Source organism: Burkholderia sp. Ac-20379 (assembly GCF_017104645.1).
In the GTDB taxonomy this organism is placed as follows: Bacteria; Pseudomonadota; Gammaproteobacteria; order Burkholderiales; family Burkholderiaceae; genus Burkholderia.
This window is the reverse complement of record NZ_JAAGPF010000045.1, coordinates 1-15,596: the sequence shown is the minus strand read 5'-3', so window position 1 is coordinate 15,596 and position 15,596 is coordinate 1. Positions and strand designations below refer to the sequence as shown.

13 protein-coding genes are annotated in these 15,596 nt (G+C 67.6%); 3 read left to right on the top strand and 10 right to left on the bottom strand.

Features of this window, described 5'->3' with window-relative positions; translation table 11 throughout:
* Window positions 1-5 precede the first annotated feature (5 nt).
* The gene (fdhD, locus tag G3N92_RS08910) at window positions 6-833 is read left to right on the top strand and encodes a formate dehydrogenase accessory sulfurtransferase FdhD (RefSeq protein WP_206127097.1); all 828 of its coding nucleotides are present in this window, start codon (window positions 6-8) and stop codon (window positions 831-833) included.
* A 111-nt stretch (window positions 834-944) separates the two neighbouring features.
* Window positions 945-1,502 (top strand): DUF2867 domain-containing protein, encoded by a 558-nt coding sequence (locus G3N92_RS08905; protein ID WP_241014673.1) that lies wholly within the window; start codon window positions 945-947, stop codon window positions 1,500-1,502.
* Between the two features lie 131 nt (window positions 1,503-1,633).
* On the opposite strand, the gene G3N92_RS08900 is transcribed toward G3N92_RS08905, so the two are convergent.
* The 8 genes from G3N92_RS08900 to G3N92_RS08865 all read right to left on the bottom strand — a co-directional run bounded on the left by G3N92_RS08900 (window position 1,634) and on the right by G3N92_RS08865 (window position 11,849).
* Window positions 1,634-2,401, bottom strand: a complete 768-nt coding sequence (locus G3N92_RS08900) for an enoyl-CoA hydratase (RefSeq protein ID WP_206127096.1) — start codon at window positions 2,399-2,401, stop codon at window positions 1,634-1,636.
* Between the two features lie 99 nt (window positions 2,402-2,500).
* On the bottom strand, window positions 2,501-3,700 hold the full coding sequence (locus G3N92_RS08895) for an acetyl-CoA C-acyltransferase (protein WP_206127095.1): 1,200 nt from the start codon (window positions 3,698-3,700) through the stop codon (window positions 2,501-2,503).
* A gap of 19 nt (window positions 3,701-3,719) precedes the next feature.
* Entirely contained in the window at window positions 3,720-6,155 is a 2,436-nt protein-coding gene (locus G3N92_RS08890; RefSeq protein WP_206127094.1) for a 3-hydroxyacyl-CoA dehydrogenase/enoyl-CoA hydratase family protein, read from the bottom strand.
* Between the two features lie 127 nt (window positions 6,156-6,282).
* The gene (locus G3N92_RS08885; protein ID WP_206127093.1) at window positions 6,283-8,070 is read right to left on the bottom strand and encodes an acyl-CoA dehydrogenase C-terminal domain-containing protein; all 1,788 of its coding nucleotides are present in this window, start codon (window positions 8,068-8,070) and stop codon (window positions 6,283-6,285) included.
* 55 nt (window positions 8,071-8,125) lie between these two features.
* Complete coding sequence (locus tag G3N92_RS08880; RefSeq protein WP_013699351.1) at window positions 8,126-8,725, bottom strand: TetR/AcrR family transcriptional regulator; 600 nt, start codon at window positions 8,723-8,725, stop codon at window positions 8,126-8,128.
* A 234-nt stretch (window positions 8,726-8,959) separates the two neighbouring features.
* Window positions 8,960-10,234: a cardiolipin synthase ClsB gene (gene clsB / locus G3N92_RS08875; RefSeq protein WP_206127092.1), complete on the bottom strand. Its 1,275-nt coding sequence runs from the start codon at window positions 10,232-10,234 to the stop codon at window positions 8,960-8,962.
* Window positions 10,231-10,707 carry a dihydroneopterin triphosphate diphosphatase gene (nudB, locus tag G3N92_RS08870; RefSeq protein WP_206127091.1) on the bottom strand — a complete coding sequence of 159 codons (477 nt, stop codon included), beginning with the start codon at window positions 10,705-10,707 and terminating at the stop codon, window positions 10,231-10,233. The genes clsB and nudB overlap by 4 nt, the downstream gene beginning before the upstream one ends.
* A 203-nt stretch (window positions 10,708-10,910) precedes the next feature.
* Complete coding sequence (locus tag G3N92_RS08865) at window positions 10,911-11,849, bottom strand: AEC family transporter (RefSeq protein ID WP_206127090.1); 939 nt, start codon at window positions 11,847-11,849, stop codon at window positions 10,911-10,913.
* Window positions 11,850-12,001: 152 nt separating this feature from the next.
* On the opposite strand from G3N92_RS08865, the gene G3N92_RS08860 reads away from it, so the two are divergent.
* Window positions 12,002-12,871, top strand: a complete 870-nt coding sequence (locus tag G3N92_RS08860) for a LysR family transcriptional regulator (protein ID WP_206127089.1) — start codon at window positions 12,002-12,004, stop codon at window positions 12,869-12,871.
* A gap of 89 nt (window positions 12,872-12,960) precedes the next feature.
* Here the strand turns inward: G3N92_RS08860 and aspS are convergent, their stop codons facing one another.
* Window positions 12,961-14,763 (bottom strand): aspartate--tRNA ligase, encoded by a 1,803-nt coding sequence (gene aspS, locus G3N92_RS08855; RefSeq protein WP_206127088.1) that lies wholly within the window; start codon window positions 14,761-14,763, stop codon window positions 12,961-12,963.
* A 52-nt stretch (window positions 14,764-14,815) separates the two neighbouring features.
* Window positions 14,816-15,466, bottom strand: a complete 651-nt coding sequence (locus G3N92_RS08850; RefSeq protein ID WP_206127087.1) for a DUF502 domain-containing protein — start codon at window positions 15,464-15,466, stop codon at window positions 14,816-14,818.
* Window positions 15,467-15,596: the final 130 nt, after the last annotated feature.

Genomic DNA, 15,596 nt, shown 5'->3' with positions numbered 1-15,596 from the left:
CTCCGTTGAACCCGTCCCCCGAATCCCTCGAACCGAACGGCGCCGTCGAAGTCGCGATTTCGCGCCATCGCGGCGGCGAGATCGCCGACACCGCCGATCACGTCGGCCAGGAATGGCCTGTCGCGCTGGTGTTCAACGGCATCTCGCACGCGGTGATGATGTGCACGCCGCGCGACCTGGAGGCGTTCGCGGTGGGCTTCGCGATCTCGGAAGGGATCGTCTCGCGCGGCGCCGACATCAAGGACATCGAAGTGACGCTGCGCACCGACGCGGCCATCCCCCACGCGGAGATTCATCTCGAGGTGATCCAGCAGGCGTTTCTGGCGCTGAAGGACCGGCGCCGCGCGCTGGCCGGGCGCACCGGCTGCGGCGTGTGCGGCGTCGAGAGCATTGATCTGCTCGACCTGGCCCCCGAACGCGTGCCCGTGACCGGCTTTCTCGACCGCATGGCGCCCGACGCGCTGGCGCAGGCGGCGCGCGCGCTGCCCGCGCATCAGGCGCTGACCAGGCTGACGGGCGGGCTGCACGCGGCCGCCTGGTGCGACGCCACGGGCGCAATCCGCTGCGCGTTCGAGGATGTGGGCCGCCACAATGCGCTCGACAAGCTGATCGGCCATCTGGTGCTCGCGCGCGCCGATCTGACCGACGGCTTCGTGTTCCTGTCGAGCCGCGCCAGCTACGAGCTGGTGCGCAAGGCCGCGCGCGTCGGCATCCCGCTGGTGGCGACGATTTCGGCACCGTCCTCGCTGGCGATCGCGATCGCGCGCGAAGCGGGCCTGCGGCTCGTGAGCTTCTGCCGCGAATCGGGCTACGTGGATTACGGCACGGCCTGAGCGCGGCCGAACCGGCGCGCCGCGCATCCAGCCGGCACGCCTCGCCGGCAGCCGCTACACTGCCCCGATGCGCCCTTTCGCTGCGGCGCCCGTGCCCGGAGGCTTACCGCCATGCCGATGACCGACCTGTTCCCCTGCGCCGCCGTGCGCGCCGCCCGGCCGGTTCCGGCGCCCGCCGAAAGCCGCATCGCGCCGCACTATGCCGGCGCCGATCTGCTCGACGCGTTCGCCGTCACGCTGCCGCCCGCCGCGCACTACGACATCGACGCGCTCGCCCGGGCCACGCTGAACGATCCGCCCGCCTGGTTCCGCGCGCTGCTCGCGTTGCGCGACCGCCTCATGCGCGGCTTCGGCGTGACGTCCTCCACCGCGATGCGCGCCAGGCTGCAAGCCGACCGCGCGGACCGCATCGATTTCTTCCGCGTGCTGTCGCGCGACGAGGCCGAGCTGATCGTCGGCGAAAACGACATCCACCTCGATTTCCAGTGCTCGCTGCTGTATCGCCCGAAGGCCGGCACGCAGCAGTTCGAGCTGGTGGCCACCACGGTGGTGCGTTGCCACAACCTGCTCGGCCGCGCCTATATCGGCGCGATCGCGCCGTTCCATCGTGCGGTGGTGCGCACGCTGCTCGGCCGCGCGGCGCAGGCCCTCGCTCGAGCGAACGCCTGATTCGAACGCCCGCTTCGAAAGCGCGCTTCAAAAGCCCGCGTCAAGAGCCCGATACGCAATACGCCGCCCAAGGCAAAACGGCCCGGTCAATCGTGGCCGGGCCGTTCATCCGCTGGCGACGCGCCGGTCGTTCAGTCGAACTGACGAAAATCGGGCTTGCGCTTCTCGAAGAACGCGCCGATCGCCTCGCGCGCTTCCGGCCCGCGCAGCATCTCGCCGAAATGGCGCGCTTCCTCGTCCATGCGCTGCGCCACCTCAACGGTGCTGCCGGTGCGCTTGATCAGCGCCTTGGTCACGCGCAGCGACGAGGCCGGCAGCGCCGCCAGCTTGGCGGCCTGCTGCGCCGCGAACGCGTCGAGTTCGGCAGCCGGCAGCACGCGGTTGACGATGCCGATGCGGTGCGCCTCCAGCGCATCGAACGGCTCGCCGAGCATCAGCTTTTCCGCGGCGATCTGGTGGCCGGCAAGGCGCGTCAGCAGCAGGCTCGAGGCGGCTTCCGGGCACAAGCCCAGTTGCGTGAACGGCAGCGACAGCTTGGCCGTATCGGCCGCATACACCAGGTCGCAGTGCAGCAGCATGGTCACGCCCACGCCCACCGCGATGCCCGGCACCGCCGCGACGATCGGCTTGGCCGCCGTGCTGATCCGATCCAGGAACTGGAACACCGGCGCATCGGGCGTGTTCGGCGGCGACTTCATGAAATCCTCGAGGTCGTTGCCGGCGCTGAAGTTGCCGTCGCTGCCGCGAATCAGGATCGCGCGCACCGCGCTGTCTTCCTGCGCGCGGGCCAGCGCATCGGCCATCGCCTGATACATCGCCGCCGTGATCGCGTTCTTCTTCGCCGGGCGCGCGATCGTGATCGTCAGGACGCCGTCCGCGACGTCGGTCTGGATATCCATCTCACCGTCTCCTCGTATCTCGTACGCACCATCTCGTGCGTAAAAAAGCGGTGCGCGAGCGTTGGCCCGCGCACCGCCGTGATCGGCTGCGAAACCCGCTTACAGCCGTTCGATGATGCCCGCGGCGCCCATGCCGGTGCCGACGCACATCGTGACCATCCCGTACTTCAGGTTGCGGCGGCGCAGCGCGTGCACCACCGTGGCCGCGCGGATCGCACCGGTCGCGCCGAGCGGGTGGCCCAGCGCGATCGCGCCGCCCATCGGGTTGACCTTCGACGGATCGAGGCCCAGGTCGCGAATCACGGCCAGCGATTGCGCCGCGAACGCCTCGTTCAGTTCGATCCAGTCGAGATCGTCCTGCTTGAGGCCGGCGGCCTTCAGCGCGGCCGGAATCGCTTCCTTCGGGCCGATACCCATGATTTCCGGCGGCACGCCGCGCACCGCGAAGCTGACGAAGCGCGCCAGCGGCGTCAGGTTGAATTCCTTGAGCACCTTCTCCGAGACGACGATCAGCGCACCGGCGCCGTCCGAGGTCTGCGAGCTGTTGCCGGCCGTGACCGTGCCCTTGTTGGCGAACACGGTGCGCAGCTTGGCCAGGCCTTCGGGCGAGGTGTCGGCGCGCGGGCCTTCGTCGAGCTTGAGCTCGCGCGTGAGCACCTCGACTTCGCCGGTCGACAGGTTCGGGAAACGCTCGGTGATCGTGTACGGCGAGATTTCGTCGTCGAATTCGCCGGCCTGCTGCGCGGCGAACGCCTTGCGGTGCGATTCGACCGAGAACGCGTCCTGATCCTCGCGGCTCACCTTCCACTGCTCGGCCACGCGCTCGGCCGTCAGGCCCATGCCGTAGGCGATGCCGACATCCTCGTTGCGGTCGAAGATGTGCGGCGACAGCGACGGCTTGTTGCCCATCATCGGCACCATGCTCATCGATTCGCAGCCGCCCGCGATCAGCGCATCGGATTCGCCCACGCGAATCCGATCCGCCGCCATCGCCAGCGCGGTGATGCCCGAGGCGCAGAAGCGGTTGACGGTCACTCCGCCGACTGTGTTCGGCAGGCCGGCCAGCAGCGCGCCCATGCGCGCCACGTTCAGGCCCTGCTCGGCTTCCGGAATCGCGCAGCCGATGATCGCGTCCTCGATCAGCTTGGTGTCGAGGCCCGGCACCTGGCCGACCGCCGACTTGATCGCGTGCACCAGCAGTTCGTCGGGGCGCGTGTTCTTGAACGCGCCGCGCGGGGCCTTGCCGATCGGCGTGCGGCTCGCGGCGACGATATAGGCGTCTTGCAGTTGTTTGCTCATTTGAAGCTCCTTAGGTCGCTCAGTTACGCACCGGCTTGCCGGTCTGCAACATGCCCATGATCCGTTCCTGCGTCTTCTGCGTGCCGAGCAGTTCGACGAAGGCGCGGCGCTCCAGCGCGAGCAGCCATTCCTCGTCCACCGTGCTGCCGGCTTCGACGTCGCCGCCGCAGACGGCTTCGGCGATGCGGCTCGCGATCTTGTAGTCGTGCTCGCTGATGAAGCGGCCGTCGCGCATGTTGACGAGCTGCGCCTTGATGGTCGAGATCGCCGAGCGGCCCGCCACCGGAATCTCGCGGGCCTTCAGCGGCGCGCGGTAGCCGGCGTCGGCCAGCGCGCGCGCTTCCTTGCGGGCCACGTCGAGCAGTTCGAACACGTTGAACACGATGGTGTCCGACGGCTTCACGTAGCCCATCGCGCGGGCGTCGTGCGCCGAGGCCGACACCTTCGCCATCGCCGCGTTCTCGAACGACTTGGTGACGAACTTCAGGATGTCGGTGGTCGCACCGGCCGCCGTGGCGGCTTCGGCCGCGCGCAGCGCCGCTTCCTTGAGGCCGCCGCCGGCCGGCACCAGGCCCACGCCCACTTCCACGAGGCCGACGTAGCTCTCGACGTGCACCACGCGCTTGGCGCTGTGCAGCATCAGTTCGCAACCGCCGCCGAGCGCGATGCCCGACACGGCCGCCACCACCGGCACGTTCGCGTACTTCACGCGCAGCATGCCTTCCTGGAACTTCTTGACGAACGGCTCGATGCCCTTCGCGCCGCCCATCATGAACGCGGGCATCGCCTCCTCGAGGTTCGCGCCGGCCGAGAACGGGCCGCCCGGCGTGCCGAGCTTCAGCGAGGTCGGCTGCCAGATCACCACGGCCTTGTAGTCCTTCTCGGCCAGCTCGATCGCCTGCACGAGGCCATCGATCACGCCCGGGCCGATGGTGTTCATCTTCGACTTGAACGAGACGATCACCACGTCGTCCTGGCCCGCGCGCTCGTCCACCCAGGCGCGCACCGAATCGGTCTCGATCAGCGTCTTGCCCCAGGTTTTCGGATCGCGTCCGGCCTCGCCGATCAGCGGCGCGCGGAATACCTGGCGCTCGTACACCGGCAGCGTCGAGCGCGGCACGAACCGGCCGGCGGCCGGCGACCACGACCCTTCGTCGGTATGCACGCCGCCCTTCTCGGCCACGGCGCCTTCGAGCACCCACGACGGCAGCGGCACGTTGGCGAGCGCCTTGCCCGCGGCGATGTCTTCCTGCACCCATTCGGCGATCTGCTTCCAGCCGGCGGCCTGCCAGCCTTCGAACGGGCCTTCGCTCCAGCCGAAGCCCCAGCGGATTGCCAGATCGACGTCGCGCGCGTTGTCGGCGATCGATTCGAGGTGGTAGCCGATGTAATGGAACACGTCGCGGAACACCGACCACAGGAACTGCGCCTGCGGATGCGTCGATTCGCGCAGCAGCTTCAGGCGTTCGGCGGGCGGACGCTTGAGGATGCGGCCCACGGTTTCGTCGGCCTTCGCGCCGCCGTCCACGTAGCTGCCCGATTTCGGATCGAGCACCTTGATCGCCTTGCCTTCCTTCTTGTAGAAGCCCGCGCCGGTCTTCTGGCCGAGCGCGCCCTGCTTCACCAGCTCGGCGAGCACGGGCGGCGTTTCGTACACGGGGAAGAACGGATCGTCGGCGAGGTTGTCCTGCATCGTCTTGATGACGTGCGCCATCGTGTCGAGGCCCACCACGTCGGCGGTGCGGAACGTGGCCGATTTCGCGCGGCCCAGGCGCGCGCCGGTCAGGTCGTCCACTTCGTCGAAGCGCAGGCCGAACTTGGCGGCCTCGGTGATCACCGCGAGGATCGAGAAGATGCCGACGCGGTTCGCGATGAAGTTCGGCGTGTCCTTCGCGTGCACCACGCCCTTGCCGACCACGCTGGTCAGGAAGGTTTCGAGCTGGTCGAGGATCTCGGGCCGCGTGGCGGCGGTCGGGATCAGTTCGACGAGGTGCATGTAGCGCGGCGGGTTGAAGAAGTGCACGCCGCAGAAGCGCGCCTTCAGCGCGTCGGCGAAGCCGTCCGACAGCGCCGTGATCGACAGGCCCGACGTGTTCGACGCGAAGATCGCGTTCGGCCCGATGTGCGGCGCGACCTTCTTGTAGAGATCGTGCTTCCAGTCCATGCGCTCGGCGATCGCCTCGATCACGAGATCGCACTCGGCGAGCTTGGCGATGTCGTCTTCGTAGTTGGCCGGTTCGAGGTATTTCGCGTCGTCCTTGACGCCGAACGGCGCGGGCGACAGCTTCTTGAGATTCTCGATCGCCTTCAGCGCGATGCCGTTCTTCGGGCCTTCCTTGGCCGGCAGATCGAACAGCAGCACCGGGACGCGCGCGTTGACGAGATGCGCGGCGATCTGCGCGCCCATCACGCCGGCGCCGAGCACGGCGACCTTGCGAATGATGAAATTGCTCACGGGATTCCTCCGGATGGAAACGCGCGTCGCGCCCGGCGGGTGGCGAATGGGACGACGCGGCGTATGAGAGTGCGAGGTGCGCCCGGGTCGGCCGCGCATCGGGCGCGCCGCCGACCCGGGCCGGGCATCAGAACAGCGCTTCGTCGACTTCCATCAGCGTCTTCGAGCCGGCGCGCGCGGCGCGGATCGTGGCCGCCGTTTCCGGCAGCAGACGCGCGAAGTAGAAGCGCGCCGTGGCCAGCTTCGACTTGTAGAACGGATCGCCCGAGGCTTCCTTGTCGAGCGCGAGACGCGCCATGCGCGCCCAGAAGTACGAGAACACCAGGTGGCCGGCCGTACGCAGGTAGGGCACCGCGGCGGCGCCGACTTCGTCGGGGTTCTGCATCGCCTTCATGCCGATTTCCATGGTGAGCTTCTGCATCTTTTCGCCGAGGTCGGCGAGCGGATTGACGAACTCGGCCATTTCCGGCTTGACGCCTTCGGCTTCGACGAACGCGGTGACGATCGCGCCGAACTTCTTCAGCTTCGCGCCCATGTCGCCGAGCACCTTGCGGCCCAGCAGGTCGAGCGCCTGAATCGAGTTCGTGCCTTCGTAGATCATGTTGATGCGGGCGTCGCGCACGTATTGCTCCATGCCCCATTCGGAGATGAAGCCGTGGCCGCCGTAGATCTGCATGCCGTGGTTGGTGCACTCGAACGCGTTGTCGGTCAGGAACGCCTTGATGATCGGCGTGAGCAGCGCGACCAGATCGGCGGCTTCCTTGCGGGCCGCTTCGTCGCCGTGCGAGAGCTCCTTGTCGATCTGCAGCGCCGACCAGTACGTGAATGCGCGCGCGCCTTCGGCGTAGGCCTTCTGCGTCAGCAGCATGCGGCGCACGTCCGGGTGGACGATGATCGGGTCGGCGGCCTTTTCGGGCGCCTTCGGGCCGGTCAGCGAACGCATCTGCAGGCGTTCCTTCGCGTAGGTCAGCGAGTTCTGATAGGCGATTTCGGTCAGGCCCAGGCCCTGCATGCCCACGCCGAGACGCGCCGCGTTCATCATCACGAACATCGCGTTGAGGCCCTTGTTCGGCTCGCCGACGAGCCAGCCCTTCGCGTTGTCGAGGTTCATCACGCAGGTGGCGTTGCCGTGGATGCCCATCTTGTGCTCGATCGAGCCGCACTTGATGCCGTTGCGCTCGCCCGGCTCGCCCGACGCGTCGGGGATGAACTTCGGCACGATGAACAGCGAAATGCCCTTGGTGCCCTGCGGCGCATCCGGCAGGCGCGCCAGCACGAGGTGGACGATGTTCTTCGACATGTCGTGCTCGCCGCTCGAGATGAAGATCTTCGTGCCGGAGATCACGTAGGCGCCGTCGCCGGTGGGTTCGGCCTTCGAGCGCAGGATGCCGAGATCGGTGCCGCAGTGCGGCTCGGTCAGACACATCGTGCCGGTCCATTCGCCCGACACGAGCTTCGGCAGGTATTGCTTCTGGAGTTCGGGGGCGCCGTGCGCGTGGAGGCACTCGTAGGCGCCGTGCGACAGGCCGGGATACATCGTCCAGGCCTGGTTCGCGGAGTTCATCATTTCGTAGAGCGCGTTGTTCACGAACGCCGGCAGGCCCTGGCCGCCGTAGTCCGGATCGCAGCCGAGCGCGGGCCAGCCCGCCTCGATGTACTGCGCATACGCTTCCTTGAAGCCGGTCGGCGTCTTGACCACGCCGTCGCCTTCATATTTGCAGCCTTCGCGGTCGCCCACCTGATTGAGCGGGAACAGCACCTCGGCGCAGAACTTGCCGGCCTCTTCGAGCACCTGATTGATGGTGTCCGCGTCGAGATCCGCGTGTTTCGGCATCTGCTTCAGTTCGGCTTCGACGTTCAGCAACTCGTGCAGCACGAATTGCATGTCGCGCAGCGGGGCAACGTACTGTCCCATGACTCTCTCCAAAGGTAGGGCAATGGCTGGAGCCTTGCGCGGCGTCACTGCGCCGCTACCGGCTCTCGCTCTGATACGAAACGATCGTCTTTTCCAGCGCAGCCCAGGTCAGACGCACGCCGTCCGGCAGATGCAGGAAACGGGCGTCGTGATGCAGGCCGAGCGTGAAGCTGTACAACTCGAAGAGCATCACGTCCGGATCCGTATCCGGGCGCAGATGGCCTTCGTCCTTCGCCTGCGAAATCGCGCGCAGCAGCGCCGCACGCCAGGCCGTCACGCTCGCGATCAACTGCTCGCGCACCGGGCTGTCCGGCCGGTCGTCGTACTCCACCGCGCCGCTGATGTAGATGCATCCGGTCGTCACTTCCTGGATGCGCTTCTCGATCCAACGGGCCAGCATCGCACGCAGACGCGGCAAGCCGCGCGGTTCGCGCAGGCTCGGAAAGAACACCTCGCTCTCGAAGCGGCGGTGATACTCGCGCACGACCTCCACCTGCAGATCCTCGCGCGATCCGAAATGCGCGAACACGCCGCTCTTGCTCATCTGCATGCGCTCGGCCAACAGGCCGATCGTCAGACCTTCCAGCCCGTCACGGCTGGCGAGGTCCAAAGCTGCTTCGAGTATCGCGGCACGCGTCTGTTCGCCTTTTCGCATAAGCTTGATGTCTAAACCGTTCACGGGTGATCCAGAAAATCGAACGGCCGTACTATTATTGAGTGCGGCCGTCGTTCAAACAAGGAATTAATTAGATACCGGTGTCTAACCGCCCCGCTATTGTTGTCAGGTTCGGGCGGAACCGGAAGCAGGGCTTGTCCGCCCCTGCCGGGGGCTGCCGACCAGCCCGTTTTGCGCAACGAACGGGCCCGGCGGCGGCGCGATGACCGGCGGTTAGTCGTAGCCGCCCACCGTCAGCAGCTTCATCGACCAGCGGTACGCGGTGTAGGCGAGCCAGTTCAGCATCCGCTCGCCAGCCGGCCGCGCCGCAAATCGGGCCGGATCGATTTCGCGACCGTCGGCAAAGGCCGCGTCGATCGCCTCGCGCAACGCGCGAATCTCGTCGTCGTGCTTCACCAGCACGACGTTCGCTTCGTTGTTGAGCATCAGGCTCAGCGCGTCGAGATTCGACGAGCCGACCGTCGCCCAATTGTCGTCGACCACCGCCACCTTGCCGTGCAGCATGGTCTTGTCGTACTCGGCCACCCGCACGCCGGCACGCAACAACGCATGATAAAGGAACGGCACCGCGGTATCGAGCGCGGCAAATTCCTTGCGCCCGATCAGCACGCGCACCTCGATGCCGCGCCGCGCCGCGTTGGTCAGCGCCCGGCGCAGCTTGCGGCCGGGCATGAAATACGGATTGGCCAGCACCACCGATTGCCGCGCGCGGCCGATCGCGGCCAGATAGGCCTTTTCGATCGCGCGCCGGTTCAATACGTTGTCGCGCGCCACGAACGCGACGCTCGGCTCGGTGATGTTGCGCAGCGCGCCGGCCTTGACCCAGCGGTGGCTGCGCATCCAGCGCCGGAAGCGCGCGGCGAACGCCTCGCTGGTGACCACCGGCGGCGCGTACTGCGCGTAGCGCTTGTGGCCCATCCGCACCCGATACCACTGCACCTCGAACGCCGCGCGAATGTCCGCCACGGCCGGCCCGGCCAGCTCCACGGCGAAATCCCAGCGCGCGAACGGCAGCGTCTCGCCGTTCTGGTCGAAGTCGTCGACGATGTTGATGCCGCCGCAGAACACGTAGGCGTCGTCGACGCAGGCCAGCTTGCGATGGGTGCGCGAAAAGCCGAAGCGGCCGAACAGGTAGCGGTTGTAGATGCGATGCTCGATGCCGGCCTCGGCCCATTGCTCGAACAGCGGCAGGCGCGCGGTGCCGATGCCGTCGGTGATCACGCGCACGTGCACGCCGCGCGCGGCGGCGCGCAGCAGCGCGTCGGACACCAGGCGGCCGGCGGGATCGTCGCAGAAGATATAGGTTTCGAGCAGCACCGACTGCGAGGCGGCGTCGATGCGGCGCACCAGCAGCGGGAAGAACTCCACACCGCCCGTGCAGAGCGTGACGGTGTTGCCGGACGAAAACGCGAGCCGCGACGACGAGCCGCGCTCCTGCAGGAACAGATCCCGCAACTGGGCGAGACGCAGCCGCTGGCCGCCGCTCATGCCCCGCGCGCCGCGAGACGTTCGGGCAACTGCAGGATCGCTTCGGCGTTGGACGGCGAGTAGCAGCGCTCGGCGGCCTCGCGGTACGGCAGCCAGACGTAATCGGTGTGCTCGCGCGGCGACAGCGTGACGGGAATCCCGGCCGGCACCTCGAGGCTGAACCAGTGCTCGGTGTTGCGCGTGACGCCCGGCGCGTAGCGATGGAGATAGTGCGGATAGATCGCGTACTCGATCTGGTGGCGCCAATCGTGGAGCGCACCGGCCGGCACGGCCGCGCTGCCGACCACGATGCCGGTTTCCTCGCCCACCTCGCGCGCGGCGGTGGCGTCGAGCGGCTCGTCGAGCCAGTCTTTCGCGCCGGTCACCGATTGCCAGAAGCCGGGTTGATCGGCGCGCTTGATGATCAGCACGTCGAGCGCGGCGGTGTGGATCACGACCAGAACGGATTCGGGGATTTTCGGCGGCTTCGTCATGACTTGCGGGGCGGCGGCCGGCGCGCGTCGAGTACGGGCGTCGGCCAGGCGGGGCTTCGGAACCGGCAGACTGTACCGCAAAACGGTGGCCGGCGCGTGTCGAAGGCGCCTGCCACGAAGGCTGCGCGTTGCCGTATCGCAAGACGGCGGCGCCTGCGGGAGACGCCGGCCAGCCTGCCGCTGCAAGGCTGGCCCGCGGCCGCCTACGCGCGCGGCACGATCGTCAGCAGCACCGTCAGCGTGACGATCGACGCGATCGTCGAGAACAGGATCGTGCGCGAGGTCACCTGCGGCTCGCGGCGGTAGAACTCGGCCAGCATGAACGGCCCCGTGCCGGTCGGCAGCGCGGCCAGCACCACCGACATCGACACCAGCACCGGCGGCAGATCGAACACGCGCGCGGCGAGCCACCACGTCAGCGCCGGCTGCCCCACCAGCTTGATCACGGTCAGCAGCAAGGCATCGGGCAGCACGCCGTGCGCGGGCCGTTTCTCGGCGAGGAACAGCCCCAGGCTCACCAGCGCGCACGGGCTGGCCGCGCCGCCGAGCAGCTTCAGGAACGTCTCGGCGCTGGCCGGCGGCGCGACATGCGCGGCCGACACGAGCGCGCCGAGAATCGGCGACACGATCAACGGATTGCGGCCCAGCGAGCCGAGCACCTTCAGCGCGAGCCGGTGCGGCGCGCGCTCGCTTTGCAGGCCCACCTCGATCAGCACGATCGCGAAGCCGAACAGCACGCAGGCGACGATGATCGTGACGATCGTGGTCGGCATCAGGCTGGCCGGGCCGAACACCAGCAGGCACAGCGGGAAGCCGATGTAGCCGGTGTTCGGATAGGCGGCGGCGATCGCGTCGACGCTGGCGTCGGCCAACGGCCGGCCACGCCAGAGCCGCAGCGCCAGCACCACGAGGAACACGACCGCGCAGGCGATCGAGAACGCGGCGATGAAGCGCGGCTGGTCGAGCTGCGCCCAGGTGGCATGCGCCATCACGTCGAACAGCAGCGCCGGCAGCGCGAGCCAGACGACGAAGCGGTTCAGTTCCGACGCGGCGGTCGGGCCGAGCAGGCCGCGCCGCCGGCACAGGAAGCCGGCAAGGATCAAGGCGAAGATGGGAAGCAGGATGGGCAGCGTGGCGGACACGGCGAAACTCGACGAGAAAACGAAACCAGCCGGCACAGAACGCGACACGGGCGCACGACGGCGCCCGGCGGGCCGGAAAGCCGCGAGGGTAACTCGCCAACTTGATACAATCCAATGCGATTTTTAGGTTAATTCAATACCTTTTTTGCATCGTGATCGACATCAAGCCGCTCCGCTACTTCGTCGTGCTCGCCGAAACCGGCCATTTCGGCCGCGCCGCGGCCCGGCTGAACCTGTCGCAGCCGCCGCTGTCGCGCCAGATCGCGGCGCTCGAAGCCTCGCTCGGCGTCACGCTGGTCGAGCGCGGGCCGCGCGGCGTGACGCTGACGCCGGCCGGCGAGCGCTTCCGCGACGACGCGAAGGCGATCCTCGCGTCGATCGAGCGCGCCGCGCACCACGCGCGCGCCGCTGCCTCGGGCGCGGCCGGCAAGCTGACGATCGGCTTCACGATGTGCGCCGCCTACAGCGTGGTGCCGCGCTACGCGCGCGAATTCGGCGCAGCCTGGCCCGAGGTGGCGCTGCATCTGCGCGAGACCGTCTCGAACGATCTGACCGAGCAGGTGCTGAACGGTCATATCGACGCCGCCATCCTGTTTCCAGGCGCCCCGCTCGCCAACCTCGAACAGCGCACGGTGGTGACCGAGCCGCTGTGCGTCGCGCTGTCGCGCGATCACCCGCGCGCGCGGGCGCGCCGGTTGCGGATCGCCGAGCTCGCCGACGAGCCGTTCGTGGCGGCCGTCGAGGCCGTCGCGCCCACGCTGCGCGCGGCGATCGTCGACCATTGCCGGCAACTGGGCGGCTTCGAGCCGAACATCCGGCTCGAAGTGCAATTGCAGCAGACCGTGCTGGGGCTCGTGGACGAAGGCGTCGGCGTGGCGCTGGTGCCAGCCTCGATGCGTCGTGCGCAATGGGCCGGCGTGGTGTTCCGCCCGCTCGTCGACGCGCCCACCATCGAGCAGGCGCTGGTGTGGTCGCCGTCGAACCGCAACCCGTGCCTCGCGCGTTTCCTCGCGCTGGCCTGAACGGCGGCAGCCAATAAAAAACCCTGCCGGCGTTGCCACCGGCAGGGTTTTTCGTCTTGCATCGCCGCGCTTCACGCGGCGCGCGGCACTCAGGCCTTCGGCTGTTCCGGCTGGCGCAGACGGATATGCAGTTCCTTGAGCTGGCGCTCGTCGACCGGGCTCGGCGCCTGCGTCAGCAGATCCTGCGCGCGCTGGGTCTTCGGGAACGCGATCACGTCGCGGATCGAATCGGCGCCGGCCATCATCGTGACGATGCGGTCCAGGCCGAACGCGATACCGCCGTGCGGCGGCGCGCCGTATTGCAGCGCGTCGAGCAGGAAGCCGAACTTCGCCTGCGCCTCTTCCGCACCGATCTTCAGCGCGCGGAACACCTTGCTCTGCACGTCTTCCTGGAAGATCCGCACCGAACCGCCGCCGATTTCCCAGCCGTTCAGCACCATGTCGTAGGCCTTCGCCAGGCAACGGCCCGGGTCGGTTTCGAGGTATTCGAGGTGCTCGTCCTTCGGGCTCGTGAACGGGTGGTGAGCGGCCACGTAGCGCGCGTCGTCCTCGTCGTACTCGAACATCGGGAAATCGACCACCCACAGCGGCTTCCAGCCCGATTCGACGAGGCCGTTGGCCTTGCCGAATTCCGAATGGCCGATCTTCAGGCGCAGCGCGCCGAGGCTGTCGTTGACGACCTTCGCGCGGTCGGCCGCGAAGAAGATGATGTCGCCGTCCTGCGCGCCGGTGCGCTCGAGGATCGCGGCGATCGAGGCGTCGTGCAGGTTCTTGACGATCGGGCTTTGCAGGCCGTCGCGGCCCTTCGCCTTTTCATTGACCTTGATCCAGGCCAGGCCCTTCGCGCCGTAGATGCGCACGAATTCCGTGTAGCCGTCGATGTCGCCGCGCGTCAGTTCGCTGCCCTTCGGTACGCGCAGCGCCGCGACGCGGCCGTCCTTCGTGTTGGCCGGTGCGCTGAACACCTTGAAATCGACGTCCTTCATCGCGTCGGTCAGCTCGGTGAATTCGAGCTTCACGCGCAGGTCGGGCTTGTCCGAGCCGAAACGCGCCATCGCTTCCGAATACGGCATGACCGGGAACGTGGCGGCCAGTTCGGCGCCGATCGTCGTCTTGAAGACGTGACGGATCATTTCCTCGAACAGATCGCGGATTTCCTGCTCGCCGAGGAACGAGGTTTCGCAGTCGATCTGCGTGAACTCGGGCTGGCGGTCGGCACGCAGATCCTCGTCGCGGAAGCACTTGGTGATCTGGTAGTAACGGTCGAAGTTCGCGACCATCAGCAGCTGCTTGAACAGCTGCGGCGATTGCGGCAGCGCGAAGAACTGGCCGGCGTTGGTACGCGACGGCACGAGATAATCGCGCGCGCCTTCCGGCGTGCTCTTGGTCAGCATCGGCGTTTCGATGTCGATGAAGCCTTGCGCGTCGAGGTACTTGCGAACCTCGATCGCCACGCGGTAGCGCAGACGCAGGTTGTTCTGCATGTGCGGGCGGCGCAGATCGAGCACGCGATGCGTCAGGCGCGTGGTTTCCGACAGGTTGTCGTCGTCGAGCTGGAACGGGGGCGTGATCGACGGGTTCAGCACCGTCAGTTCGTGGCACAGCACCTCGATCTTGCCGCTCTTCAGGCCCGCGTTGATCGTACCGTCCGGACGGCCGCGCACGAGGCCCTTGATCTGGATACAGAACTCGTTGCGCACGCCTTCGGCCGCCGCGAACATCTCCGCACGGTCCGGATCGCACACCACCTGCACGAGGCCTTCACGATCGCGCAGGTCGATGAAGATCACACCGCCGTGATCGCGGCGGCGATGCACCCAGCCGCACAGCGACACGGTTTGACCCAGCAGGTGTTCGGTCACGAGACCGCAGTATTCAGTTCGCATCGACATGATGTTTGCTTTCGTTCGGTTTGATCAACGGGGCGCCATTCGCACCCGGGCATTACAGCGGAGGCTCGACGGGCGGACGCGCGGGTGCGGGCAGCGGCACCGACGGCGCGACGACGCCCATCGAGACGATGTACTTCAGCGCGGCGTCGACCGACATGTCGAGTTCGACGACTTCGCTTTTCGGCACCATCAGGAAGAAGCCGGACGTGGGGTTCGGCGTGGTCGGCACGTAGACGCTCACGTACTCTTCCTTCAGGTGGTTGACCACGTCGCCGCCCGGCGCACCGGTCAGAAACGCGATCGTGTAGGAGCCGCGACGCGGATACTCGATCAGCAGCGCCTTGCGAAACGCATTGCCGCTGCTCGACAGCAGCGTGTCCGACACCTGCTTGACGCTGGTGTAGATCGGCCCGACCACCGGGATATGACGCACCACGGCGTTCCACCAGGTGACGAGCTTCTGGCCGATGAAGTTCTGCGTGGCCAGGCCGACGACGAAGATGAACGCCAGCGTCAACACCGCGCCGATGCCCGGCAGATGGAAGCCGAGCACGCGCTCCGGCTGCCACGATTCCGGCAGCAGCAGCAGCGTCTGATCCATGATGCCGATCACCGAGCCGAGCACCCACAACGTGATCGCGAGCGGGACGAGGACCAGCAGGCCGGTCAGGAATACGGTTTTGAGGGTCGTCTTCTTCATCATCTGCCGTCAGGTAAAACGCGCCGCTCCCGGCACGAACAAGCCGCCGCCCGTGCCGGGCGCCGGACGATCAGGTGTCGCTGGCGGCGGCCGGCGCGGCGCTGGCCGGAGCCGCGCTAGCGGCCGGTGCGGC